The sequence below is a fragment of the Brevibacillus borstelensis genome (genome assembly GCF_036700025.1).
Taxonomy (GTDB): Bacteria; Bacillota; Bacilli; order Brevibacillales; family Brevibacillaceae; genus Brevibacillus; species Brevibacillus borstelensis.
The window spans coordinates 3,418,078-3,442,000 of sequence record NZ_CP144922.1 but is presented as its reverse complement, the minus strand read 5'-3'; the positions used below and the strand labels follow the sequence as shown (position 1 = coordinate 3,442,000).

Annotated in this window: 21 protein-coding genes; 20 read left to right on the top strand and 1 reads right to left on the bottom strand. The window is 51.6% G+C overall.

Going from position 1 to position 23,923, the window contains the following annotated elements; translation table 11 throughout:
- The first annotated feature begins 1 nt into the window (after position 1).
- The 7 genes from V5G20_RS16355 to V5G20_RS16325 all read left to right on the top strand — a co-directional run bounded on the left by V5G20_RS16355 (position 2) and on the right by V5G20_RS16325 (position 10,831).
- Complete coding sequence (locus V5G20_RS16355; protein WP_338461333.1) at positions 2-1,399, top strand: dihydrolipoamide acetyltransferase family protein; 1,398 nt, start codon at positions 2-4, stop codon at positions 1,397-1,399.
- A gap of 243 nt (positions 1,400-1,642) precedes the next feature.
- Positions 1,643-3,787, top strand: a complete 2,145-nt coding sequence (locus V5G20_RS16350; RefSeq protein ID WP_338461331.1) for a copper amine oxidase N-terminal domain-containing protein — start codon at positions 1,643-1,645, stop codon at positions 3,785-3,787.
- 321 nt (positions 3,788-4,108) lie between these two features.
- Entirely contained in the window at positions 4,109-5,761 is a 1,653-nt protein-coding gene (locus V5G20_RS16345; RefSeq protein WP_024984919.1) for an acyl-CoA mutase large subunit family protein, read from the top strand.
- A gap of 41 nt (positions 5,762-5,802) precedes the next feature.
- On the top strand, positions 5,803-6,654 hold the full coding sequence (gene mce / locus V5G20_RS16340; RefSeq protein ID WP_003387216.1) for a methylmalonyl-CoA epimerase: 852 nt from the start codon (positions 5,803-5,805) through the stop codon (positions 6,652-6,654).
- Entirely contained in the window at positions 6,647-8,203 is a 1,557-nt protein-coding gene (locus V5G20_RS16335) for an acyl-CoA carboxylase subunit beta (protein WP_024984920.1), read from the top strand. Before mce ends, V5G20_RS16335 begins: the two co-directional genes overlap by 8 nt.
- A gap of 148 nt (positions 8,204-8,351) precedes the next feature.
- A complete protein-coding gene (locus tag V5G20_RS16330) occupies positions 8,352-9,473 on the top strand; it encodes a M20/M25/M40 family metallo-hydrolase (protein ID WP_085974950.1) in 1,122 nt (373 codons plus the stop codon).
- A 170-nt stretch (positions 9,474-9,643) separates the two neighbouring features.
- Complete coding sequence (locus tag V5G20_RS16325) at positions 9,644-10,831, top strand: DUF3866 family protein (RefSeq protein WP_338461327.1); 1,188 nt, start codon at positions 9,644-9,646, stop codon at positions 10,829-10,831.
- Here the strand turns inward: V5G20_RS16325 and mciZ are convergent.
- Positions 10,752-11,015: a Z-ring formation inhibitor MciZ gene (gene mciZ / locus V5G20_RS27135; protein WP_081787855.1), complete on the bottom strand. Its 264-nt coding sequence runs from the start codon at positions 11,013-11,015 to the stop codon at positions 10,752-10,754. The genes V5G20_RS16325 and mciZ overlap by 80 nt on opposite strands.
- Between mciZ and V5G20_RS16320 the strand changes: the two genes are divergently transcribed.
- The 13 genes from V5G20_RS16320 (at position 10,998) to V5G20_RS16260 (ending at position 23,919) form a co-directional block, all read left to right on the top strand.
- Entirely contained in the window at positions 10,998-11,555 is a 558-nt protein-coding gene (locus tag V5G20_RS16320; protein ID WP_003387212.1) for an NUDIX domain-containing protein, read from the top strand. The genes mciZ and V5G20_RS16320 overlap by 18 nt on opposite strands.
- Positions 11,542-12,750 (top strand): endonuclease Q family protein, encoded by a 1,209-nt coding sequence (locus tag V5G20_RS16315; protein ID WP_338461325.1) that lies wholly within the window; start codon positions 11,542-11,544, stop codon positions 12,748-12,750. The genes V5G20_RS16320 and V5G20_RS16315 overlap by 14 nt, the downstream gene beginning before the upstream one ends.
- Positions 12,751-12,807: 57 nt before the next feature.
- Positions 12,808-13,437 carry a stage II sporulation protein M gene (gene spoIIM / locus V5G20_RS16310; RefSeq protein ID WP_003387209.1) on the top strand — a complete coding sequence of 210 codons (630 nt, stop codon included), beginning with the start codon at positions 12,808-12,810 and terminating at the stop codon, positions 13,435-13,437.
- Between the two features lie 91 nt (positions 13,438-13,528).
- A complete protein-coding gene (locus V5G20_RS16305) occupies positions 13,529-13,993 on the top strand; it encodes a Fur family transcriptional regulator (RefSeq protein ID WP_003387207.1) in 465 nt (154 codons plus the stop codon).
- A 117-nt stretch (positions 13,994-14,110) separates the two neighbouring features.
- The gene (gene ald / locus V5G20_RS16300; protein WP_039070856.1) at positions 14,111-15,241 is read left to right on the top strand and encodes an alanine dehydrogenase; all 1,131 of its coding nucleotides are present in this window, start codon (positions 14,111-14,113) and stop codon (positions 15,239-15,241) included.
- Between the two features lie 68 nt (positions 15,242-15,309).
- On the top strand, positions 15,310-15,549 hold the full coding sequence (locus V5G20_RS16295; protein WP_003387205.1) for a DUF4227 family protein: 240 nt from the start codon (positions 15,310-15,312) through the stop codon (positions 15,547-15,549).
- An 87-nt stretch (positions 15,550-15,636) separates the two neighbouring features.
- Positions 15,637-16,524 (top strand): site-specific tyrosine recombinase XerD, encoded by an 888-nt coding sequence (gene xerD / locus V5G20_RS16290; protein ID WP_003387201.1) that lies wholly within the window; start codon positions 15,637-15,639, stop codon positions 16,522-16,524.
- An 86-nt stretch (positions 16,525-16,610) separates the two neighbouring features.
- Positions 16,611-17,786, top strand: a complete 1,176-nt coding sequence (gene deoB, locus V5G20_RS16285) for a phosphopentomutase (protein WP_338461321.1) — start codon at positions 16,611-16,613, stop codon at positions 17,784-17,786.
- Between the two features lie 52 nt (positions 17,787-17,838).
- Entirely contained in the window at positions 17,839-18,648 is an 810-nt protein-coding gene (locus tag V5G20_RS16280) for a purine-nucleoside phosphorylase (RefSeq protein ID WP_003387199.1), read from the top strand.
- A 93-nt stretch (positions 18,649-18,741) separates the two neighbouring features.
- Complete coding sequence (locus V5G20_RS16275) at positions 18,742-20,049, top strand: pyrimidine-nucleoside phosphorylase (protein WP_003387198.1); 1,308 nt, start codon at positions 18,742-18,744, stop codon at positions 20,047-20,049.
- A gap of 434 nt (positions 20,050-20,483) precedes the next feature.
- Positions 20,484-20,951, top strand: coding sequence for an Lrp/AsnC family transcriptional regulator (locus V5G20_RS16270; protein ID WP_003387197.1), 468 nt, complete (start codon positions 20,484-20,486; stop codon positions 20,949-20,951).
- A gap of 122 nt (positions 20,952-21,073) precedes the next feature.
- On the top strand, positions 21,074-22,732 hold the full coding sequence (locus V5G20_RS16265; protein ID WP_003387196.1) for a peptide ABC transporter substrate-binding protein: 1,659 nt from the start codon (positions 21,074-21,076) through the stop codon (positions 22,730-22,732).
- A 254-nt stretch (positions 22,733-22,986) separates the two neighbouring features.
- Entirely contained in the window at positions 22,987-23,919 is a 933-nt protein-coding gene (locus V5G20_RS16260) for an ABC transporter permease (protein ID WP_003387195.1), read from the top strand.
- The last annotated feature ends 4 nt before the right edge of the window (positions 23,920-23,923 follow it).

Below are 23,923 nucleotides of genomic sequence, written 5' to 3'. Positions count from 1 at the left end.
CATGGCGACAAAAGTGCTAATGCCCCAACTGGGAGAAAGTGTGACAGAGGGCACCATTACCAAGTGGCTGGTGAAAGTGGGAGATCAGGTCAAAAAATACGATCCGCTTGCTGAAGTCTCCACGGACAAGGTAAATGCGGAAGTGCCTTCCACGGTTGCCGGCCGCGTGACGGAGATCGTTGTGCCCGAAGGTGACACGGTTGCGATCGGTACCTTGATCTTGTACATCGAAGAAGAGGGGGGAGGGGCCGATCAGCCACAAAATACCCCCGCTGTCAACAGTGCTGACACCAGCCAGCAGGCAAAAACGGTTCCTGCTCAAGCGGCAGAAGGCAGGGCGGCTGTTTCGGCCAATCTGGCGGCCAATGCTGCTCCAGCTGCAGCAGGGCAGGCTGTTTCCGGAGTAGGTCCGGACACGAACGGTCAACAGGCCCAGCGCGGAAAACAACGCTTTTCCCCAGCCGTGATGAGGCTTGCCCAGGAGCATGGAATTGATCTGTCCCGCGTGCAGGGAACGGGGATGGAAGGGCGCGTGACGCGCAAGGATATTCAAGCGATCATTGACAACGGCGGACAGCCGGCTGCGGCAGCCCCAGAGGCAGCGCCGGTTGTGAATACGCCAGTAGGGGTGCCGACTTCCGCGGCAGTGGGGCAAAGCCCGCAGCCCGTCCAGGCAGCAGCAAGGGAAGTTCCCGCAGCCGCAGGCGATCAGATCATCCCGGTCACGCCCATTCGCAAGACGATCGCAAACCGCATGGTGCAGAGCAAACACGAGGCACCCCATGCGTGGACGATGGTAGAAGTAGACGTGACCAAGCTCGTCGCTTTCCGCAATCAGGTAAAAGACGAATTTAAACGCAAAGAAGGAGTAAACCTCACCTTCCTGCCGTTCTTTATCAAGGCGGTAGTCGAAGCGCTGAAGGAGTACCCGATGATCAATTCCACCTGGGCTGGGGATAAAATCATCGTCAAGAAAAACATCAACATCTCGATCGCCGTGGCGACAGAGGATGCTCTGTTCGTTCCGGTCATCAAGGACGCGGATCAGAAGTCGATTCTCGGCATCGCCAAGTCGATCGAAGATTTGGCGGCGAAGACGAGGGCAGGCAAATTGTCCGTAGATGACATGTCCGGAGGGACGTTTACGGTAAACAATACGGGCTCGTTTGGCTCGGTCCTGTCGATGCCGATCATCAATTCGCCGCAGGCGGCGATCCTCAGCGTCGAGTCGATCGTGAAGCGGCCTGTCGTGATCGATGACATGATTGCCGTCCGCTCGATGGTGAACCTGTGCCTCTCGCTGGATCACCGGGTTCTCGACGGACTGGTGTGCGGCCGTTTCCTGCAAAGCGTCAAGCAAAAGCTGGAGGCGATCGGGCCGGATACAAAGCTGTACTGATCGACAAAAACAACGCTGTGCCAGCAGCAGGAGGGATGGACTTCTCTCTTGCTGCTGGCTTTTTATTTTTTCGTGTAACTGCTTTGTAACCTTTTGCCATGTTGCTTCGTCATACCATATGAATGCTGTCATGCCTATCATTTTTATGCGAATAGATTCCCTCTATTTCGTAAATATGGTAAACTGATAGCGTTTCGACAAGAAAAGTTTGATCGATTTCAAGAGAAGTATGGGAGGAAGAACATGGAGAAGAGCAAAAAAGCACTTCCAATTATGCTGGCTACAGCCTTGGCAACGACGCCGTTTGTCATCGCTCCGCAGTCCGCTAGTGCAATCACCGATATCTCGATTGATCCAGACGATGACGAGGAAGGTGCGGACAGCAAATATACGATTGACTTTACGATTGAAAAAGCTTTGGATTCCGGAGACAAAATTTATATCACGTTCCCAAAAGGCTTTGATGTCGACAGCAGCATGGACGAAGACGATATCGATGCTGATTTTGAAGTGAAAAGCGTTAGTGTCAGCGGGAGAGAAATTACAATCAAGGTCGACGAAGAACTTAGTAAAGGCTCGGACCTAAGGATAAAAATCACGGACGGAATTACGAACCCCGATAAAAAGGGTACATACTCTATCGACATCAGCACTTCGGCTGAGAGCGAAGAGTCTGAGGATGTGAAAATTACAAGTGGAAGCAGCAGTAGCAAAGGAAGCTCCGATGACTACTCTGTCGATATCGACGACAAAACCGAAAAGAAAGAAACCGAGTATGAAATCGGTCCAATCAAGCTGAAAGACAAATTGACCAAAGGCGACTATATCACTGTTACGTTCCCAAGCTCGGATATGCTGCCAAGCAAGATTTCCAAGGATGACATCGATATTAATGAATACACACCTGATTCTGTAAGCGTCTCCGGCAAAAAAGTAGAGATCAAGGTTCCGTCTAAAGCAGACGGAAAAAAAGAACTGACGCTTAAGTTTTACAAAAGCGCACGAATCACTAACCCATCTGCTGGCGATAAATATACCATTGATGTGAAATGGGATGGAACAACCTATACATCTAAGAAGTTTGACATTAAAAAATCTGGTTCTTCTTCCAGCTCCTCCACTGCGAGTGATTTTACTGTATCCCTTTCTGACAGTTCAGCAGGTGCTCGCACCAGCTTCAGCTTCGAAGCTGACTTCGGAAAGACAGAATTGAAGGCGGACAGTGATGTCATTATCGAGTTCCCATCGTCTGGTATGATTCCAGGGTATTTGAATCCAGATGATTTCAAAATCAACGGAAAGACGCCTAAAAGAGTCGGTTTTGCCGGAAACAGTATTGCATTGACTGCGCCGTCCAACTTTTCTTCCAGCAAAAATGTAAAAGTAGATATCGACTACAACGCTTGGATTACCAACCCGAAAGCTGCGGGCGATTATACGCTCAAGATGACGGTTGACGGCAAAACGGCAACGTCCAAAACGTTCCGGATCAATGGTGCAGGGGCGGTAACGCCGACACCAACGCCAACTCCAACGCCAACGACACCTGGCACTCCTGCACCGGCAAACAACAGCACGGCAACAATCACCTTGACCAACACAGCGGTAGGGAAGCAAACTGGCGTCAACATCGCCGTGAAAGCATTTGGCGCTCCGCTGGTGAAACAGCGCGATTTCATTGAAGTCGTATTCCCGGTTGGGTACAAGGTGCCAGCATACATCGCACCGGCAAGCGTTTCTGTAAACGGCGTTGCCGCCAGCTTTGTTGCCGTTCGCGGACAAAACGTGCTGGTTTACCCGGCTCAAGACATCGCTGCAGGAACTGGAGCCAACATCGTGATCGGGGCAGCAGCCAACATCGTGAACCCTGCGGCGAAAAACACGTACACGATCAATGTCTTCAGCTCTGAGGAAAAAGGCTTGCTGTTTGGACGTGCAGTTGGAGTGGGCGTGCCTCAACCGGCGCAGCCAGCTCAACCGGCTCCGCAGCAGCCGCAACAGCCGCAGACAGCAGTCCCGGCGAACGCTGCACTGTTTAAAGTAAACAACAAATCGTTTACGTTGCATGGAAAAGTATATCCGTTGCAGGAAGCTCCTTATCTGGCGAACGGAAATACAACAATGGTGCCAGCTCAGTTCTTCAAGGAAGCCATGGCGTTGACTACCCAATGGAACAACCAGACGGTAGCGATCATTAAAGGCAGAACAGTGGTCCGTTTTACAGTTGACTCCAACAAGGCATACGTAGGAAGTCAGGAATTTACCCTGCCAGCGCCAGTTGCGTTGAAAAACGGAATGCCGATGGTTCCGATCCGCTTTGTAACCGACAATCTGGGCTACAAAGTAGGCTGGGATGCCAAAACATCCAGCGTATTCGTCTATCAATGAACAGCAAAAAACCCTTCCCGGTCGGGAGGGGTTTTTCTTATGATGAACCGTCTGGCTGCCCAGAGGGCCTCTGATCATCGGAAGTAAAAGAACGTTGGAACCACGAGAGCGGCAATCATAATAAAGACCATGATTTTTACCAGTGTTGAATGTTTCGGCATATCGAACCTCCTGAATAGCGCGATTGAAAAATTTACTGCACGAAAAGTGGAAATTGTCGCGTTATTGTGTAACTCGCTGTGCTAGAATTATTGGAAGGAGGAGAAGTTCCTTCCTTCGTTTAGACGATCGGTCATTACATGGAAAACGAGGTGTTTGCAGGTGACTACTAAAGATTGTACCGAACTGTACCGAAAGTGGCAACAAGAGCTGAATGAACGGCTGGCCAAGTCGCCCGAAAGAAAACAGCAGTTTGCCACCTCGTCCGCGATCGAGATCGATCCGCTGTATGTGCCGGATCAGATCGATGATGCTTATATGGAAAATGTCGGATTCCCGGGAGAGTATCCGTATACGCGGGGCGTTCAACCCAATATGTATCGAGGAAGACTGTGGACGATGCGGCAATACGCCGGCTTTGGTTCTGCCGAGGAAACGAATAAGCGGTTCCGCTATCTTCTTGAACAGGGGCAGACCGGGCTGAGCGTTGCCTTTGACCTGCCGACACAGATCGGCTACGACTCGGATGACCCGATGGCAACAGGCGAAGTCGGGAAGGTCGGTGTAGCCATCGATTCGCTGGAGGACATGGAAGTGCTGCTGAACGGCATACCGCTCGACAAGGTAAGCACCTCGATGACGATCAATGCACCAGCATCTGTTTTGCTTGCCATGTATATCGTAGTAGGAGAAAAACAGGGCGTACCGGCAGAGAAGCTGTCAGGTACGATTCAAAATGACATATTGAAGGAATACATTGCCCGGGGCACATATATTTTTCCGCCGCAGCCGTCCATGCGTTTGATTACGGACATCTTTGCCTACTGTGCAGAGAACGTGCCCAAATGGAACACCATTTCCATCAGCGGCTATCACATTCGGGAAGCCGGGTCGACTGCCGTTCAGGAAGTCGCGTTTACGATCGCGGACGGCATCGCATACGTGGAAGCTGCGCTCCAGGCCGGTCTCGACATTGACCGTTTTGCTCCACAGCTATCGTTTTTCTTCAACGGACACAATCACTTTTTCGAAGAGATTGCCAAATTCCGTGCAGCCCGGAGAATGTGGGCTCGCTTGATGAAAGAGAGATACGGAGCAAAAAATCCGAAGTCGTGGCAATTTCGCGTTCATACCCAAACGGGCGGTTCCACGCTGACGGCGCAGCAGCCTGACAATAACATCGTTCGCGTCACCCTGCAGGCACTGGCAGCAGTCCTTGGCGGCACGCAAAGCCTGCATACGAATTCCCGCGACGAGGCGCTCGCCTTGCCGACGGAAGAATCTGCCCGTATCGCGCTTCGGACACAACAGATCATCGCGTTTGAAAGCGGAGTAACGGATACAGTCGACCCTATGGCGGGTTCCTACTTTGTGGAGTATTTGACAGACCAGATAGAGGCCAAAGCTCTTTCCTACTTGGAGAAAATCGAGCAAATGGGAGGCGCTGTAGCTGCTGTGGAAGCGGGCTATATGCAGCGGGAGATTCACAAGCAAGCCTATGAAACGCAGCGAAAAATAGAATCCGGCGAGGAAAAGGTAGTGGGAATGAACTGCTTTCAGCTTGAAAACGAGCCACAGCCGGAGCTGCTTCGCGTAGACCCTGAGCTTGGCAGGAAACAAAAAGAGCGGCTAGATGCACTGCGGGCAAAAAGGAATCAGCAATCAGTTGAACAAACGCTCAATCAGTTGCGCGAAGCAGCACAGGGCAAAGACAACCTGATGCCGTACATTATCGAATGCGTCCGCCATTATGCCACGATTGGAGAGGTCTGCGGCGTATTGCGAAGCGTATTTGGCGAGTACCGGGCGGTTTAGTCAGCAAACAGGAAGGTTCTAGTGACAAGGGGGAGCTATTGATGGAACAGAGGATTCGCGTACTGGTTGCCAAACCAGGGCTCGACGGACACGATCGGGGTGCATTGGTAGTGGCGCAGGCCCTTCGCGACGAAGGGATGGAAGTAGTGTACACGGGGCTCCGTCAGACACCGGCCCAGATCGCCGCAGCTGCGATACAGGAGGATGTCGATTGCGTGGGACTCTCCTGTCTTTCAGGGGCTCACAATGAGCTCTTTCCAGAGGTTGTCCGTCTGCTCAGGGAACAGGGAGCGGATGACATCTTGGTCGTTGGGGGAGGCGTAATTCCACAGGAAGATATCCCCTACTTGAAAGAACACGGAGTAGCGGAAGTTTTCACGCCAGGCACGCCTACCAGTGTGACCGCTGACTTTATCCGTGCCCATGTGAAAAGAAAGCAGTTGACCTTTCAAAAAGCCCCGAAAAAGATTGCCCATATCGGCATAGCTGTGAAAAATCTCGATAAGGCTCTGCCATTTTACACCGAGCAGCTTGGGCTTAACCTGCTCGGGACAGAAGCGGTGGAGAGCGAGCAGGTTCGTGTCGCTTTCCTCGGGGTCGGAGAAAGCCGGATCGAACTGTTGGAGCCGATGAGTGCGGACAGTCCGATCGCCAAATTTATTGACAAGCGCGGCGAAGGCATTCACCATATCGCCTTTGATGTCGAGAACGTGGCGGAGCGTCTGCACCATTTGCAGGCAAACGGCATTCCGCTTATAAATGAAGTGCCCAAGCCGGGAGCGCATGGCGCGCAAATCGCCTTTATCCATCCAAAGGCGGCTGGCGGAGTTCTGTTCGAATTGTGTGAGTATCCGGATACATCTGCAGGTAAGGAGGAAGGCAACGATGAGTGAAGCGATGTTCGAAAAAATCGACGAGATGTACGAGCGAAAACGGAAAGTCGAGATGGGCGGCGGAGACGAGCGCATCGCTGCCCAGCACAATCGCGGCAAGCTGACGGCACGGGAGCGTATCTCGCTTCTGCTCGATCCGGACACGTTTGTCGAGCTGCAGCCATTTGTCAAACACCGGGCGACCAACTTCGGGATGGACAAACTCGACGCTCCAGGCGAAGGGGTAGTGACAGGCTACGGCAAAATCAACGGCCGGCTCGTCTATCTGTTCGCCCAGGACTTTACGGTTTTTGGTGGAGCGCTTGGGGAAATGCATGCCAAAAAAATCGCCAACATTATGGATCTCGCGGCCAAAAACGGCGCACCTGTCATTGGTCTTAACGACTCAGGCGGGGCGCGGATTCAGGAGGGGGTCGTCTCCCTCGACGGTTACGGGCATATCTTCTACCGGAACTCGATCTATTCAGGCGTGATTCCGCAAATCTCCGTCATTCTGGGACCTTGCGCGGGCGGGGCAGTCTATTCCCCGGCGATTACCGATTTCGTTTTTATGGTGGAAAAGACGTCACAGATGTTTATTACGGGACCGAAAGTCATTGAAACGGTAACGGGCGAAAAAATATCCAGCGAAGATCTGGGCGGCGCTTCTGTCCACTCTGCCATCAGTGGAAACGCGCATTTTACCGCCGCAACAGAAGAAGAGGTGTTGCTGCAAGTGCGCAACCTGCTGAGCTTCCTGCCGCAAAATTACCGGGAAGAACCGCCGGTAAAAGCATATAGCGGGGATGAGGGGGACTGGCTGGAAGAGCTGATCGACCTGGTCCCGGTAGCGGGCACCAAGGTGTATGACGTAAAAAAAGTGCTGGAAAAGATTGTGGATCATGGAGAGTTTTTAGAAGTACAGCCGGATTTCGCCCGCAATATCGTGGTCGGCTTTGGGCGTATCGACGGACAAAGCGTGGGGCTGATCGCCAACCAGCCAAAGGTGATGGCAGGCGGTTTGGATATCGACTCATCCGACAAGCTGGCACGGTTTATCCGGACATGTGACTGCTACAACATTCCGTTGATTACATTCGTCGATGTGACCGGCTTTTTCCCCGGCATTAACCAGGAACACGGCGGGATCATCAGGCATGGTGCAAAAATATTGTTTGCTTACTCCGAGGCGACAGTGCCGAAAATCAGTGTCATTACGCGAAAAGCGTACGGCGGTGCTTACGTGGCCCTCAATTCCAAGGCCATCGGTGCAGACGTCGTCTATGCCTGGCCGAATGCCGAGATCGCGGTCATGGGCCCGGAAGGAGCGGCCAACGTGATCTTTGCCCGCGACATCGAACAGAGCGCTGATCCGGTGGCTACCCGCCAGGCCAAGATTGCCGAGTATCGCGAGCGCTTTGCCAATCCGTATGTGGCAGCAGAAAACGGAATGGTGGATGACGTGATCGATCCGCGGGAAACCCGCAAATATTTAAAACGGTCGCTGGAAATGCTGAGAAACAAAGAAGAGCGCCGTCCTTCCAAGAAACACGGAAATATCCCCCTGTAAACAAGCAGAAAAAGGCTGGCACGACATGGTAGAAAAAATTTTTTTGCTGTATACTTGTAACAGGTAGACAATGCTATCATCTGGCATTTTCATTAGACAAGCCCCGCGGGTTGCCGTATTGGCCCTGCGGGGGCTTTATTCGGGAGGAATTGTCGTGATCAACCAGGAGCGATTGCTAAACGAGTTTTTGGAGCTCGTTCAAATCGACAGTGAAACCAAAAACGAAGCGCAAATCAACAAAGTGCTGAAGGACAAGCTGATTGAAATGGGCTTCACCGTTGAGGAAGACGACGCAGCGGCCAAGACGGGCCACGGCGGAAACAACCTCATTGCCACGCTGGAGGGAAATGCCAAAGGTCCGGCTATTCTGTTCAGCAGCCACATGGATACGGTCGTTCCAGGCAACGGCGTCAAACCGCAAGTTCGTGACGGCTACGTCTACTCCGACGGGACTACGATTTTGGGTGCGGACGACAAAGCCGGGATCGCAGCGATTTTTGAAGCGATTCGGACACTGAAGGAAAAAAATCTGCCGCATCCGACTATCCAGGTTGTCCTGACTGTCGGTGAAGAATCCGGTCTCGTCGGTTCACGCGCCATGGATTCCAGCCTGCTGAAGGCCGAGATGGGCTTCATCCTCGATTCGGAAGGTCCGGTCGGAGCGATTACGGTAGCAGGGGCTGGACAGTATCGTATCGTGACCAAAATTCACGGAAAAGCCGCTCACGCAGGGGTAAATCCGGAAGACGGAATCAGTGCGATCACGATTGCCAGCAAAGCCATTTCCCGCATGTCCCTGGGTCGCATTGACGCCGATACGACGGCCAATATCGGCCGATTTGAAGGCGGCAAGGCATACAACATCGTGACGGACTATGTAGAGGTATGGTCGGAAGCGCGCAGCCTTGTAATGGATAAGCTGGAGGCGCAGGTAAAAAGCATGACTACCGCTTTTGAAGAGGCAGCTGCGGAAATGGGCGGGAAGTGCGAAAACGATGTCATTTTTATGTATCACGGCTACAAGTTTAATGAAGAAACGCCTGTTGTTCAAAAAGCGATTGGCGCAGTGAAGCGCATCGGCCGCAATCCCGAGCTGGTATCGAGCGGTGGCGGCAGCGACGGCAACGTCTTTAACGGCTACAACATCCCGAGCGTAAACTTTGCGATCGGCTACGAAGACATCCATACCAAGAACGAGCGGATGCCGATTGCTGAGCTCAACAAAGCGTCCGAACTCGTGTTGGCGGTTATTGCAGAAGTTCTTGAGTAAAGCGAAAACGATACAATTAAAATGAAGAAGCACAACGCGAAGTGCCGGGTCTTCCATGGGGAGACCTGGTTCTTTTTTTTGCCTGATTCCCATAATTTATCAAAAAGGTACTGGTCTTTGCCGAATTGGTGTTTTGATCAAGGAAGCTGGCGAAAGCGGGGGGATGTGCAGTGCTTCGCCTGGAATCGGGGGTTGTGAAGCAGGTTCTGCTCAAAAGACAAGGCATGCAGGTTCTGGAGGTTTTTTTGCCTGAAACCAGCCAAACCGAACACGCTATTTCATACTCGCAGGAGCATTACGAGGAAGGCGAGGAGCTCCTGATAAATACGACAGCCATTCGACTCCAATTGGGTACGGGAGGGTATCACATTGTAGTAGGAAAATCGGCAGAGAAAAATCCGGTCGATGTATATCCGAGCACGTGGGGCCACGTCATGAAAATGCGGTATGCTCCGTGGCAATTAGCTGTGGATAGCGTGGAAGAGCAGCATAGCCCCTATCACGCGCTGTTCAACAATGAACAGGTCTCATTGGAGGGGACCCCTGTATTGATCGGAGAGCTTCACAGTCTGCTGCCGGCAGTGGCGTCAGCAATCAATCAAACCGACTCAGACCTGAGAGTTGTCTATGTCATGCCCGATGCGGCTTCATTGCCAATCGGCTTGAGCCAACAGGCAGACCATTTAAAGCGGAAAGGGCTGCTTGGCAGCACGGTCACGACCGGACATGCGTGGGGCGGAGATTTGGAAACCGTTTCGATTCACAACGGTTTATTAGCTGCCCGTCACGTAGCACAAGCTGACATCATTCTATGCATCTTGGGGCCCGGTGTGGCAGGGACGGCCACTACATTCGGCTTTTCAGGAATGCAGTTGGCTGAAGTAATGCATGCTGTCAGCCTGCTTGGAGGCGTCCCGTTTTTTATACCGCGCATCAGTTTTTCCGACCCTAGGGAGCGGCATCTGGGCGTAAGCCATCACACGATTACGGTGCTGAAGAGGTTTGCGCTTCGTCCAGCCATCGTACCCGTCCCCGTATGGGATGACGAACGCGATAGCCGTATCGCGAGGCAAATGGACGGCATCTGCCAACAGACAGACCATCTTGTCCTGCGTGCAGCCGCACCAGCAGAGGAAGAATTGGATGAGCTGGAGCGCATGTATGACCTGCACTTTTCCACGATGGGCCGAGGCTGGCGGCAAGACCCGGCACCGTTTCAGACAGCTGCTTTGGCCGGGGTGCTTGCGGCAAAGAGCATTCCCTACATAAAAGACAGCATTAGCGACGCGACGAATTGCTGCGTCGGGCGAGATATTCTTGCAAGGTTAGGTCTTTTTTTGACCAGGAGCGGAGTGTAGCGCGAATTTCCCACGCTTTTCCTACCATCCGAATCTGCTTTTCGTCCACATAGGTTTTCATCCTCTCTCTCCTCCTATACAATATGGATTGGACAAGTGTCTTGCTCAAAGCATATGGAGAGACATTCCTGTTTAGAACCAGCCAAACGCAAAGGGTGATGAACCGATGAAGGATACACAGCATTTGTACGAGAAAACGATTTCCAGCCAGACGATTTATGAAGGCAAGGTCATTACGTTGAAAGTGGATGAAGTGCTGCTGCCCAACGGCCATACAGCGAAGCGGGAGATTGTCACCCATCAGGGGGCCGTTGCCGTTATGGCTTTGACCGATGAAGGAAAATTGGTAGCGGTCCGCCAGTTCCGCAAGCCGCTGGAGCAAGTGATCGTCGAGCTTCCTGCTGGAAAGCTTGAGCCCGGCGAGGAGCCGCTTGCATGTGCCAAGCGCGAATTGCAGGAGGAGACGGGGTACCAGGCCAAAGATTATACCCTTCTCAGTTCTTTTTACACCTCTCCAGGGTTTGCCAATGAAATTCTCCACCTCTACCTGGCAACCGGACTGACAAAGGGAGAGAGTCAACCCGATGAAGACGAGTTTGTAGAGGTTTTGGAGCTTACATTGGAAGAGGCCCACGAGCTTCATCGACTCGGGGAGATTCGGGATGCAAAAACAGTAGCGGCATTGTTCGCGTGGGAAAATCGGTTGTTGCATGGCAAAAAATAAGCAGAGCGCGCTGCCGGAGTTTTTTTGTGACATGCATATCCACGTCGGGGGGACATGGACCGGAAAGCCCGTCAAAATCACGGCTTCGCGGCAAATGACTTTGACGAGAATCCTGGAAGAGGCGTCGGAGCGAAAAGGCATGGACATGATCGGGATTATCGACGCCCATTCGCCGGAGGTGCAGGAGGAGCTCCAGCATCTCATCGACCAAGGACATGCAGCAGAGCACAAGGATGGAGGCGTGCTGTACAAACAGACCATGCTGATCCTAGGCTGTGAGGTGGAGATCAAGGAGACAGCCAGAGGAGAAGCGCATTTTCTCTGCTATCTGCCCGATCTGGCAAGGATGAGGCTGTTTACGAAATGGCTTTCCCAGCGCTGCAAAAATGTGCAGCTCAGCTCGCAGCGCATTCGTACGACATTGCGGGAGCTGCAGCAGGTGATTGCCGATTGGGGCGGAGTCGTTGTTCCCGCACATATTTTCACCCCGCATAAAGGCTTATACGGAAGCTGTACGGATTCGCTGGCTGAATTGATGGATCCGAGCCTGATTTATGCGGTGGAATTGGGGCTTAGCGCCAATTCGGAAATGGCGGATCGCTTGCTGGAGCTGCATGAAAAGACGTTTTTGACCAATTCCGATGCACATTCCTTGGCGAAAATCGGCAGGGAGTACCAATCCATTGCACTGGGTGAACGCTCGTTCCTGGAATGGGTGAAGGCGCTGCGCAGGGAAGAAGGGCGCGGGGTCAGCGTAAACTATGGCCTTCATCCCCAGCTCGGGAAGTACCATCAGACTGCCTGTCAATCGTGCCAATCGACACAGCCGGCGAACGAGCAGGGACGCTGTCCGCAATGCGGATTCAAGCGTGTGGTTCGAGGTGTATACGACCGGATCGCCCAACTGGCAGATGCGCCTGCAGGAGTGCATCCTCCGTTTCGGCCGCCGTATATAGAGCAGGTCCCGCTGGAGTTTATCCCTGGAGTAGGTCCGAAGCTGCGGGAAAAACTCTATGAGCGCTTTGGAACGGAAATGTCCATCTTGCATCGGACAAGGCAGGAGGAGCTCGCGAGCATTACAGGAGACCGTATTGCAGAGCTGATCGTTTTGGCCAGAGAGGGGCGGCTGGTGGTAAAAGCAGGTGGGGCCGGCACGTATGGCAAGATCCTCCCTTTGCGCGAGGACAAGTCATAGGCGACAGCCCGTCCGCATAAGCTGTATAAGAATCAGCGAAGCGGGAGGCGAGCTGCTGTGCGGTCGCGAATTGGACAAACAATCCACGTATATGCGAAAGAGCACCAATCACTCTACTGGTTTACGATCGTTCTGTTTACGATGGGAATTATTTTTGGCGCGGTTATCGTCAATTCACTGCCGCTCGCGCAAAGGCAAGAGCTGTTCGGATTTCTCCAGTTTTTTTTCAGCAGTATCGGGGAAAAGGGCATTCCCGAACCGAACATGCATTTTCAGCAGTCGTTCGGCTACTATGCAAAAACAGTCGGGATCATGTGGGTGCTGGGGTTGTCCATAATCGGCCTGCCGATGATTTTGCTCCTTCTGTTTTTAAAAGGCGTAGTCATCGGCTTTACGGTCGGTTTTCTCGTCAACCAGCTGCAATGGCAAGGAGTCACCTTTGCGCTGATGGGCGTATTGCCGCAAAATCTGTTGGTTGTTCCGGCCTTGATGATCGTGGGAGTAAGCGGGATTTCTTTTTCACTCAGGTTGATCAGAACGAGGTTGTTATCCAAACGAGATGTGATCATGCCTCATTTCATGGGGTATTCCTTGCTCGTGCTTGCGATGCTGGCGGTTCTGACGATTGCGGCGATGTTTGAAACCTTTGTCTCGCCGAAGCTGATGCAGATCGTGCTCAATCAATAATTATTCTCAAGTAAGAACTTATGTATTTGACTTCTAGGATGCCCCTCTACTATAATAGGAGCAGGTTTCATGTGAGCGGGGAGGGGCAAGCATGTTGGAAGAAAAGTTAGAGAAGATCAAGCAGCAACTTCATTCCCAAAACTATAAACTGACGCCACAACGTGAAGCCACTGTTCGCGTGTTGCTGGAGAACGAGGAAGATCATCTGAGTGCGGAAGACGTCTATCTGCTCGTGAAAGAAAAAGCCCCTGAAATAGGCTTGGCTACGGTCTATCGTACGCTGGAATTGCTGAGTGAGTTGAAGATCATCCACAAGATGAACTTTGGAGACGGAGTCGCCAGGTACGACCTGCGTGACGATAATTCTGAGTATCACCATCATCACTTGATCTGCAACAACTGTGGCTCGGTAGATGAAATTTTTGAGGACCTCCTTGTATCCGCAGAAGAAAAGGTAAAGAATGTTTACAACTTTTATATTACCGATCACCGCCTGTCATTCTACGGCATTTGCAGCCGCTGTATCGACAAGGTCAACGTGGAGGACTTCAAGTAAAAAACTTCTCTTTCAAAAGGAGAAGTTTTTCTTGTTTTGACGCTTTTGGCTGTTAGAGATTCACTTCGGGAGGCATCATAAGGAAAGTGAATGCCAAGTGAAGGAGGCGGCAAAAGCGTGATTATTGGAGTCCCAAAAGAGCTGAAGAACAACGAAAACAGGGTAGGATTGACCCCGGCAGGCGTAAGCGCCTACAGGCAGGCGGGACATCGGGTACTCGTGGAGACACTGGCTGGAGCGGGCTCTGGCTTTTTTGATGAGGACTATCTCGCGGCCGGTGCGGAAATCTTCAGCAGCGCCAGGGAAGTTTGGCAGCATGCAGAGATGATCTGCAAGGTAAAGGAACCGTTGCCGGAGGAATACGCATATTTTCGGGAAAATCTGATCCTGTTTACATATTTGCATCTCGCACCGGAAAGAGAGCTGACAGCAGAGCTGTGCGCCAAAAAAGTGGTGGCGATCGCTTATGAAACGATCCAGACCGATGACGGGTCGCTGCCGCTGCTCATGCCGATGAGCGAGGTGGCAGGACGGATGTCTGTACAGATCGGCGCCCAATTTTTGGAGAAGCCTCACGGCGGAAAGGGCATCCTTTTGGGAGGGGTGCCAGGTGTTCCGCCGGCGCACGTAGTCATTGTCGGTGGCGGCATTGTCGGGACGAATGCGGCCAGAATGGCTGTCGGAATGGGGGCAAGGGTAACGCTGCTTGATATTCATGCAGGCAGGCTGCGTGAGCTGGATGACCTGTTCCGGGGGCGTCTGCATACGCTCATGTCCAATCACTACAATATTGCCGAGGCTGTACAATCAGCGGACCTTTTGATCGGTGCGGTCCTGATTCCGGGAGCAAGGGCTCCCAAACTGGTCACGGAGGAAATGGTAAAATCGATGGCTCCCGGTTCCGTCATCGTGGATGTGGCGATTGACCAGGGGGGATCGATCGAGACAATCGACCGGATTACGACCCACAGCGATCCGACCTACGTAAAGCATGGAGTCGTCCATTATGCGGTTGCCAACATGCCTGGAGCGGTTCCCCGCACCTCAACCATCGCCTTGACCAATGTCACCATTCCCTACGGGCTGATGATTGCCAACAAAGGGTACCGCACTGCTATCGCCCAAAGCCGGGCGCTCGCTCGCGGGGTCAATGTGCTCAACGGCCACGTCGTGTATGAAGCAGTAGCCAGATCCTTGAACGTTCCCTTTGTACCGCTTGACGACGTCCTCCAAGACCTTCCCACATAAGCGGGCTGAATGGATTTTTCAATGGCGCATATATATGGAAGGAACGATAACAGGGAGGAAGTCGGCACATGCGAATACCGGTTCGACGATTCATGGAGATCTTGCGCTTTTTTCTCCTGTTTGTCACCTGCACATTGATTTCGTACGGGATTATCTCTCTGCTTACCGATAAACTGTGGTCCGGGAACCAATACCGGGAGCCAAACGGCAATGCGGTAAAAGTCGTGAAGCTCGTCAATACATCTGCTCCAAAGGATTTGGACGGATATATGGCGAGGCTGCAGCTGTTCTATCTGACAGGGGAATAGAGGGGCATTTTTCCTCCAAAAAAGAGGACTTTTCCTTTTCGTGTGGAAAGCAATACGAGATACTTTTCACCTGAAGGGGACAACTTCATGGACATGCTGATTGATCATTTTATCCATTTTCTTTCCGTCGAAAAGGGGCTTTCACCAAATACACTGGAATCATATCAACGGGATATGGTTGCCTATACCAACTATCTGCGGGAGCAGGGAATCACCCGGATAGAAGACTCTACCCGGACACAGATCATCGGGTATTTGATGAGTTTGCAGGAAAAAGGCAGGGCTACGGCGACACTTTCCCGTAATATGGCTTCGATACGGGCCTTTTATCAATTTCTCGTACGCGACAAGTTTATCGACAAAGACCCGTCGATCCATTTGGAAACGCCTAAAATTGAAAAAAGGCTGCCCAAGGTATTATCGGTGGAAGAGGTGGAGCGTCTGCTCGACAGCCCGCCCATGAATCATCCCGCAGGTCTACGCGACAAAGCGATGCTGGAGCTTCTGTACGCGACAGGCATCCGCGTGTCGGAATTGGTGAATCTCAGCGTCTTGGATGTGAATCTGGAGATGGGGTTTGTCAAATGCATGGGCAAAGGGTCAAAGGAACGCATCATCCCGCTCGGTTCGGTCGCCATTCAAATGGTACGGCATTATTTGCAGGCAGGGCGGCCCCGGCTTGTAAAAGAGCAGGGGGAGACTGCGCTGTTCCTGAACCATGTGGGCAAGCAGATTACCAGGCAGGGCTTTTGGAAAATTATTAAGCGATATGCGCAAAAAGCAAATGTCAGAGCAGAAATTACTCCGCATACCCTGCGCCATTCCTTTGCCACGCATCTGCTCGAGAACGGTGCAGATCTCCGTTCCGTGCAGGAAATGCTCGGCCATGCAGACATTTCTACGACCCAGATTTACACGCACGTGACCAGAACCCGGATTAAGGATATTTACGCAAAAACCCACCCGAGAGCATAGTCTCTCTTTTTTTCCTCGTCAGACGTCTGACGACTATCCTTACACCTGGGTGCATTCTTCATACTTACTTGTAGGAGGCGGTTTTTTTGCCACGTTTTTCTCGTGTTTTCTTGATTGTGATGGACAGCGTCGGGATCGGCGAATTGCCTGACGCCCCCCGTTTTCAAGACGAGGGTGCCCATACGCTCGGCCATATTGCCGAACGAGTAGAAGGCTTTGCTCTTCCGCATTTGCAAGCACTGGGCCTGGGGAATATCGCTCCTTTGGCCAATGTCCCTGCTGCGCAGCAGCCAAAAGCCCATTATGGGAAAATGAATGAAGTTTCTATCGGAAAGGACACAACGACAGGGCATTGGGAAATTATGGGTCTGCACGTATCCACACCGTTCCGCACATACCCGGATGGTTTTCCGACCGAGCTGATCCACGAGTTCGAAGAGAGGATCGGACGCAAGGTGCTGGGCAACAAGGTCGCTTCCGGCACAGACATTCTCGATGAGCTGGGCGAAGAGCATATGCGGACTGGCAACGTCATTGTCTACACTTCTGCGGACAGTGTGTTCCAGGTGGCAGCCCACGAGGAAGTGGTCCCGCTGGAAGAATTGTATCGCATCTGTCAGGTTGCCCGGGAGCTGACTTTGCGTGACGAGTTTGCCGTCACCCGCGTCATCGCCCGCCCGTTCGTAGGCCAGCCCGGCTCCTTTGTCCGTACAGCCAATCGGCATGATTACTCCGTTAAGCCGTTCGCGCCGACAGTGATGAACCGGCTCCAGGATGCGGGACTGGCTTCTATTGCGATCGGTAAAATCAGTGATATTTACGCAGATGAAGGGGTTACGAAAGCGATTCGGACCAAGGACAATATGGATGGGGTCGATCAATTGCTGGGTACGATGAAAGAGTCGTTTACCGGCCTCAGCTTCGTAAACCTGGTCGACTTCGATGCGAAATTCGGACATCGCCGCGATCCGGAAGGGTATGGCAAGGCGCTGATGGAATTTGACGCACGCATCCCTGAGCTTATCTCTTCCCTGAGTGAGGAAGATCTGCTGATCATCACTGCCGATCACGGAAATGATCCGGTTCATCACGGAACCGACCATACGCGCGAATACGTTCCGCTGCTCGTTTACCACAAAGGGATAGCCACAGGCAGCCATTTGGGCATTCGCAGCACATTTGCCGACATCGGCGCAACCATCGCGGACAATTTTGGCGTCCAGCCGCCAGCCATTGGGGAAAGCTTTCTTTCCAAACTGTAAATGCGGGCATGCAATACGCAATCATTTCGATAGTATGAGAGGAGTTTGACAGATGACAACATATCAAGACGCAATCCGCTACATCGAACCAAAGCTGAGCGAGAAGCCTACCATTGGGCTTGTTCTCGGGTCTGGTCTGGGCGTACTGGCAGACGAGATCGAAAATCCGGTGATCATTCCGTATCATGAGATTCCTGGCTTCACGGTTTCTACCGTCGTCGGACACAAAGGCCAGCTTGTCATCGGCAAGCTGCAGGGCAAACAAGTGGTCGCGATGCAGGGCCGCTTCCATTACTACGAGGGACACGGGCTTGATGCGGTCGTCTTCCCGATCCGCGTCATGAAAATGCTCGGTGTTGAAACGATTATTGTTACGAATGCCGCAGGGGGCATTAATGAAAACTACCAGCCCGGAAACCTGATGCTGATTGCCGATCATATCAATATGACGTTCCGCAACCCGCTCATCGGACCAAACGACGAGCAATTGGGAGCGCGCTTCCCGGATATGTCAGAGGCGTATTCGAAGGCGCTGCGCGGATTGGCAAAAGAGGTAGCTGCCGAGCAAGGCATCGAGCTTCAGGAAGGGGTCTATGTCGGACTGCTCGGCCCATCCTACGAGACTCCGGCAGAAATCCGCATGCTGCGCATTCTCGGCGGAGATGCGGTCGGAATGTCGACAGTACCGGAAGTGATTGTGGCGAAACACATGAAAATGAACGTTCTCGGCATCTCCTGCATCAGCAACATGGCTGCCGGAATTCTGGAGCAACCGCTGTCTCACGAGGAAGTCATGGAAACGACGGAAAAAGTGAAAGCGCAGTTCCTGTCGCTGGTTAACGGCATTGTCGCAAAGCTGTAAGAGCGGTGGAAAGGAGGGTATGTTCATGCTTCATACCCTTCTTTCCTGTTGCTCCCTGGGCTTGGGGAAAGACTGTCTACGAGGTGAATAATCATGCGCATGGTCGATATCATTGCGAAAAAAAGAGATGGCCTGGAGCTTTCCAGCGAGGAAATTCAATTCCTGGTTAGCGGTTATACAGACGGAAGCATTCCGGATTATCAGATGTCCGCTTGGGCGATGGCAGTCCTGCTGCGCGGCATGACTCCGCGTGAAACGGGCGACCTGACGCTGGCTATGGCGGGTTCGGGCGAGCAGCTTGATTTGTCCTCTCTGAAAGGAATCAAAGTTGACAAGCACAGTACAGGCGGCGTTGGTGATAAAACGACGCTTGTTGTGGCTCCTCTCGTTGCCGCGGCCGGGATTCCCGTTGCCAAAATGTCAGGACGAGGCCTGGGGCACTCCGGAGGGACGATTGACAAGCTGGAGTCGTTTGCCGGCTTCCAGGTGGAACGGACGAGAGAACAATTTTTGCAGCAAGTACGGGAAATCGGCGTATCGGTGATCGGCCAATCGGGGAATCTGACCCCGGCAGACAAGAAGCTATATGCCTTGCGGGACGTGACCGCAACGGTAGAAGCGGTTCCGCTGATCGCGAGCTCCATCATGTCCAAAAAAATAGCGGCCGGGGCCGATGCGATCCTGCTGGACGTAAAGGTCGGCAAAGGCGCTTTCATGAAGACGCTGGAACAGGCGGAAACGCTTGCATCAGCCATGGTCCAAATCGGCACGCAGGTAGGAAGAAGGACGGTCGCAGTCATCAGTGATATGAATCAACCTCTCGGCTTTGCTGTGGGCAACGCATTAGAGGTCAAAGAAGCGATTGACACACTCGCTGGAAGAGGACCGAAGGATTTGACCGAGCTGGCGCTTGCGATCGGAGCGCATATGCTCGTACTCGGCGAGCTCGTGGCAGACGTCGAAGAGGGCCGAAAGCGCCTGGAAGAGATTATGGACAGCGGGAAAGCCGTGGAAAAGCTCGCCCAGATGATCGAGGCCCAGGGTGGTAACAAAGAGGATGTATACAACCCTGACCGACTGCCCAAGGCGTCTTTGACAGCCGAGGTGAAAGCGAGCCAGGACGGTTATATCTCTGCAATTGATGCGGAGACAGTCGGGCATGCGTCGGTAGTGTTGGGGGCGGGCAGACTGACCAAGGAAATGCCGATTGATCTGGCTGTCGGCATCGTGCTGGCCAAGAAGCGGGGCGATCAAGTGCGCAAGGGCGATGTACTGGCTACCGTACATGCCAATGACGAGATATTGCTCAAGCAAGCGGTAGAAGAGTTGAAAGGCGCATATACTTATGATAGCGAGTCATTGATCGATCAACCATTAATTTACAAAATCATAACCGAATAGGTTTCCTGTAAAACAAATAACGTCGGACGAAATGTCCGGCGTTTGTTCTCCAGGAGATTTGCTGAAAACGCTTTCCCAAACTTTGGAAAATCGAGTGAAGACACTGGTTTATGCGCATTTCGAAGAGCAGGCCTCGAAAAAAGGCATCGTTCGGAAATAAATATGCTAGCATTCGATAAAAAATACGTCTTTCTCGATAAATTTTTATTGATTAATCAACTGAATTGCGGTTCAATAGAGTAAAAGATAGTAAGTGTGAAATGTTAAAAAATTATTTATTGTTCGGATTCACTTTATAATTTTTTATAATTCTACTTGTCAAATTTCGTTGACACCGCTATCATTTCGGATTATGTTTAAAGTGACAGGCAAATTGTAAAAGATTTTTGCGAATTTCGTAAAAAACCAATGGAGGTTCTTAAAAAATCGTATTTATGAAAAAGCTAGACCATGTTGATATGCAGATCTTGCAAATTTTACAAGAAGACGGCAGACGAGCATACACCGATATTGCTCATCAACTTGGCTTGAGCGAAGGGACCATCCGTTCACGGATTACACGCCTGTTACAAGATGGAGTGTTTCAGTTTGTTATTCACCCTGACCCAGAAAAGCTGGGCTTACATGTACAGGCGATCATCGGATTGACCACCAAGCTCGGGCTGCAAAACAGCGTCGCTGAGGAACTGAGCAAATTTCCGGAGGTACGCTTTGTAGGTGCATTCAGCGGTAAGCACGACTTGATCATTCAAGCGTGTTTCCATAATAATGAAGAATTGATCACCTTTGTCAACGAACGTCTCTCACAATGTGAAGGAATTCTGGCGGCGGATGTGTCGCTGGAGCTAAAACAATATAAAGATTCCTTCTCGTTCGTTCGTGATGAAGATGTGGCCATATAAGGAAAGGGGTTGGTAAGCGCCGGTAACAAAGAGGGAAAAAACGGTTTTTTCTTTCCTAATTTTCTGAAAACATACAAAAAAAGAAACAGACAAAAAAGACAATGACATTGGGGGTTATTGCGTTGAAAAAAAGCGTATTTGCTCTTGTCAGTTCCGTTGCCGTTCTCGGTACAGCATTGGCTGGTTGCGGTGGAGGCCAACAGGCTACTACCACAGAACAGAAGCCGGCTGAGAACACAGGCCAGACCCAACAGCCAGCAGCGGCGCCTGCGGAGAAAAAGCCACAAGTGCTGAAACTGAATCTCCATTCGGAACCACCAACGGCAGATCCGGGACTCTCCGAAGATACGACATCTGCCGCGATTATCCGCGCTACCTTTGACGGTCTCACCCGCATCGGTCCGGATAACAAGCCGCAGCCGTCTGTGGCTGAAAGCTACGAGCTTTCCGAGGACATGTTGACGTATACGTTCAAGCTGCGTGATACCAAATGGGCAAACGGTGAACCGTTGACGGCACATGACTTCGAATACGCATGGAAACGCGCTTTGGATCCAAATACGGCATCCAACTACGCTTATCAGCTATACTATGTAAAGAATGGTGAAGCCTACAACAAAGGCAAAGCAAGCCGCGACGAAGTCGGTGTGAAAGCACTTGACGACAAAACATTGGAAGTAAAACTGGAAAACCCGACTCCATTCTTCCTGGAGCTGACTGCATTCCCAACCTATTTCCCTGTTAACAAAGCCCTCCTTGAATCCAATCCGAAGTGGGCAGGGGAAGCAAAGACTCACTTGGGCAACGGCCCCTTCAAGATGGAGAGCTGGGAGCATAAGAGCAAGCTAGTGCTCGTCAAAAACGAAAATTACTGGGACAAAGATTCTGTAAAACTTGATCGCATCGAGTTTGCCATGGTAGAAGACGAGAACACCGAGCTGTCCATGTTTGAAAACGGCGAAATCGATTGGGCTGGTGCTCCGACAAGCGCATTGCCGACGGATGCCATCCCGGCTCTGAAAGAGCAGAACAAAATTACGACTCAGCCAATCGCGGGTACGTACTGGTATAAATTCAACGTAGAAAAACCGCCGTTTAATAATGTGAAAATTCGCAAGGCGTTCGCGTATGCTATCGATCGTCAGTCCCTGATTGACAATATCCTGCAAACTGGCCAAATTCCTGCCACAGGTGCAGTCCCGCCGTCCATGGCGCTGAAACCTGATGGCTACTTCAAGGACAATGATGTTGAAACAGCGAAAAAGCTGTTGGAAGAAGGCATGAAGGAGCTCGGCATTTCCAAGCTTCCGCCAATCACTCTGTCCTACAATACGTCTGAGGCCCACCAAAAAATCGCTGCGGCGATTCAAGACCAGTGGAAGAAAAATCTCGGCGTAGAAGTGAAGCTGGAAAACAAAGAATGGAAAGTCTACCTCGAAGACATGCACCAAGGAAACTTCCAGGTTGGCCGTATGGGATGGCTGGGTGACTTTAACGACCCTATCAACTTCCTCGAGCTGTACAGAGACAAGGATGGCGGAAACAACGACACGCGTTGGGAGCATCCAAAGTACAAGGAACTGTTGATCAAATCCAACACGGAAAGCGATCCGGAAGCACGCAAGAAGATTCTGGCAGAAGCGGAGCAAATCCTCATGGATGAAATGCCGATCATGCCGATCTACTTCTATACAAACTCCTGGGTGCAAAAGGAAAACGTCAAAGGCGTCGTAATCGGCGGTCTGGGCGATGTCGACTGGAAATGGGCTTCGGTAGAGTAATTTTGTTTTCCGCATTGGCATAAAGGAAATCGGTTTGCAGAGATAGGGTATATGGTCGTCCATATACCTTATCTTATGCCGACCGTTCCGATATATATAAAGATGGCGCATAGCCAACAGAAAAAGAGAGAGAAATCCGCAAGAGATTCGAACAACGGGGAATTATTTACACAGTCGATTTTTGCACTGGATCCAGAATGCTGCAGTGTAAAGATGGGACGTGAAAGCAAAAAAATTGTAAGGGGGTAAGTTTGTTGATCCGTTATCTTGGTAAGCGTATCATCTTCATGATTCTTTCGCTTTTCTTGATCGTAACGGCCACCTTCTTCATTATGAAAGCGGTGCCGGGCGGTCCATTCACTTCCGAAAAGAACGTACCAGATGAAATCAAGGCAGCTCTGGAAGCAAAGTACAAATTGAACCTGCCGCTCCACGAGCAGTATCTGGACTATCTGAAGGGTGTCATTACGTGGGATTTGGGCCCATCCTTTGTTGAGAAGTCTTCCACAGTAAATGACATGATCAGCCGGGGCTTCCCCGTATCCGCCCATTTAGGAGCACAGGCCTTGCTGCTCGCGATCTTCGGAGGGATCACGCTAGGCGTTGTCGCAGCGCTCAAGCACAATAAATGGCAGGACTACTCAGCCATGCTTATCGCCGTTCTCGGCCTGTCCGTCCCTGGATTTATTTTGGCATCATTTTATCAATATTTCTTTGCAATCAAATGGGGCATCTTTCCCATTGCAAAGTGGGAAGGTTTTGAATATACCGTACTGCCTTCCTTGGCTCTCGCCGCGATGCCGATCGCTTTCATCGCCCGTCTGACTCGTTCCAACATGCTGGAGGTTCTCGGGCAAGACTACATCAAAACGGCTAAAGCCAAAGGCTTGAATACAGTGACGATTACTGTCAAACACGCTATTCGCAACGCTCTTCTGCCTGTTATTACTTATCTCGGGCCGCTGCTTGCAAACATCCTCACCGGTGCATTCGTAATCGAGCGAATCTTCGGTATCCCTGGTTTGGGTCGCGAGTTCGTTATCTCGATTACAAACCGTGACTACACCGTTATTATGGGGACCACGGTGTTCTATGCGATCATTCTGGTTGTAGGAATTTTGCTGGTTGATATCGCTTATACGCTGGTTGACCCGCGGATCAAGCTAAGCGATGCAGGAAGGGAGTAATGAT

What these genes read in the sequence shown, in the direction of transcription:
- V5G20_RS16355 (WP_338461333.1), top strand. Translation starts at nt 2, where the DNA reads ATGGCGACAAAAGTGCTAATGCCCCAACTGGGAGAAAGTGTGACAGAG.
- V5G20_RS16350 (WP_338461331.1), top strand. Translation starts at nt 1,643, where the DNA reads ATGGAGAAGAGCAAAAAAGCACTTCCAATTATGCTGGCTACAGCCTTG.
- mce (WP_003387216.1), top strand. Translation starts at nt 5,803, where the DNA reads ATGGAACAGAGGATTCGCGTACTGGTTGCCAAACCAGGGCTCGACGGA.
- V5G20_RS16335 (WP_024984920.1), top strand. Translation starts at nt 6,647, where the DNA reads ATGAGTGAAGCGATGTTCGAAAAAATCGACGAGATGTACGAGCGAAAA.
- V5G20_RS16320 (WP_003387212.1), top strand. Translation starts at nt 10,998, where the DNA reads ATGAAGGATACACAGCATTTGTACGAGAAAACGATTTCCAGCCAGACG.
- mciZ (WP_081787855.1), bottom strand. Translation starts at nt 11,015, where the DNA reads ATGCTGTGTATCCTTCATCGGTTCATCACCCTTTGCGTTTGGCTGGTT.
- V5G20_RS16315 (WP_338461325.1), top strand. Translation starts at nt 11,542, where the DNA reads ATGGCAAAAAATAAGCAGAGCGCGCTGCCGGAGTTTTTTTGTGACATG.
- V5G20_RS16305 (WP_003387207.1), top strand. Translation starts at nt 13,529, where the DNA reads ATGTTGGAAGAAAAGTTAGAGAAGATCAAGCAGCAACTTCATTCCCAA.
- V5G20_RS16295 (WP_003387205.1), top strand. Translation starts at nt 15,310, where the DNA reads ATGCGAATACCGGTTCGACGATTCATGGAGATCTTGCGCTTTTTTCTC.
- xerD (WP_003387201.1), top strand. Translation starts at nt 15,637, where the DNA reads ATGGACATGCTGATTGATCATTTTATCCATTTTCTTTCCGTCGAAAAG.
- V5G20_RS16280 (WP_003387199.1), top strand. Translation starts at nt 17,839, where the DNA reads ATGACAACATATCAAGACGCAATCCGCTACATCGAACCAAAGCTGAGC.
- V5G20_RS16275 (WP_003387198.1), top strand. Translation starts at nt 18,742, where the DNA reads ATGCGCATGGTCGATATCATTGCGAAAAAAAGAGATGGCCTGGAGCTT.
- V5G20_RS16270 (WP_003387197.1), top strand. Translation starts at nt 20,484, where the DNA reads ATGAAAAAGCTAGACCATGTTGATATGCAGATCTTGCAAATTTTACAA.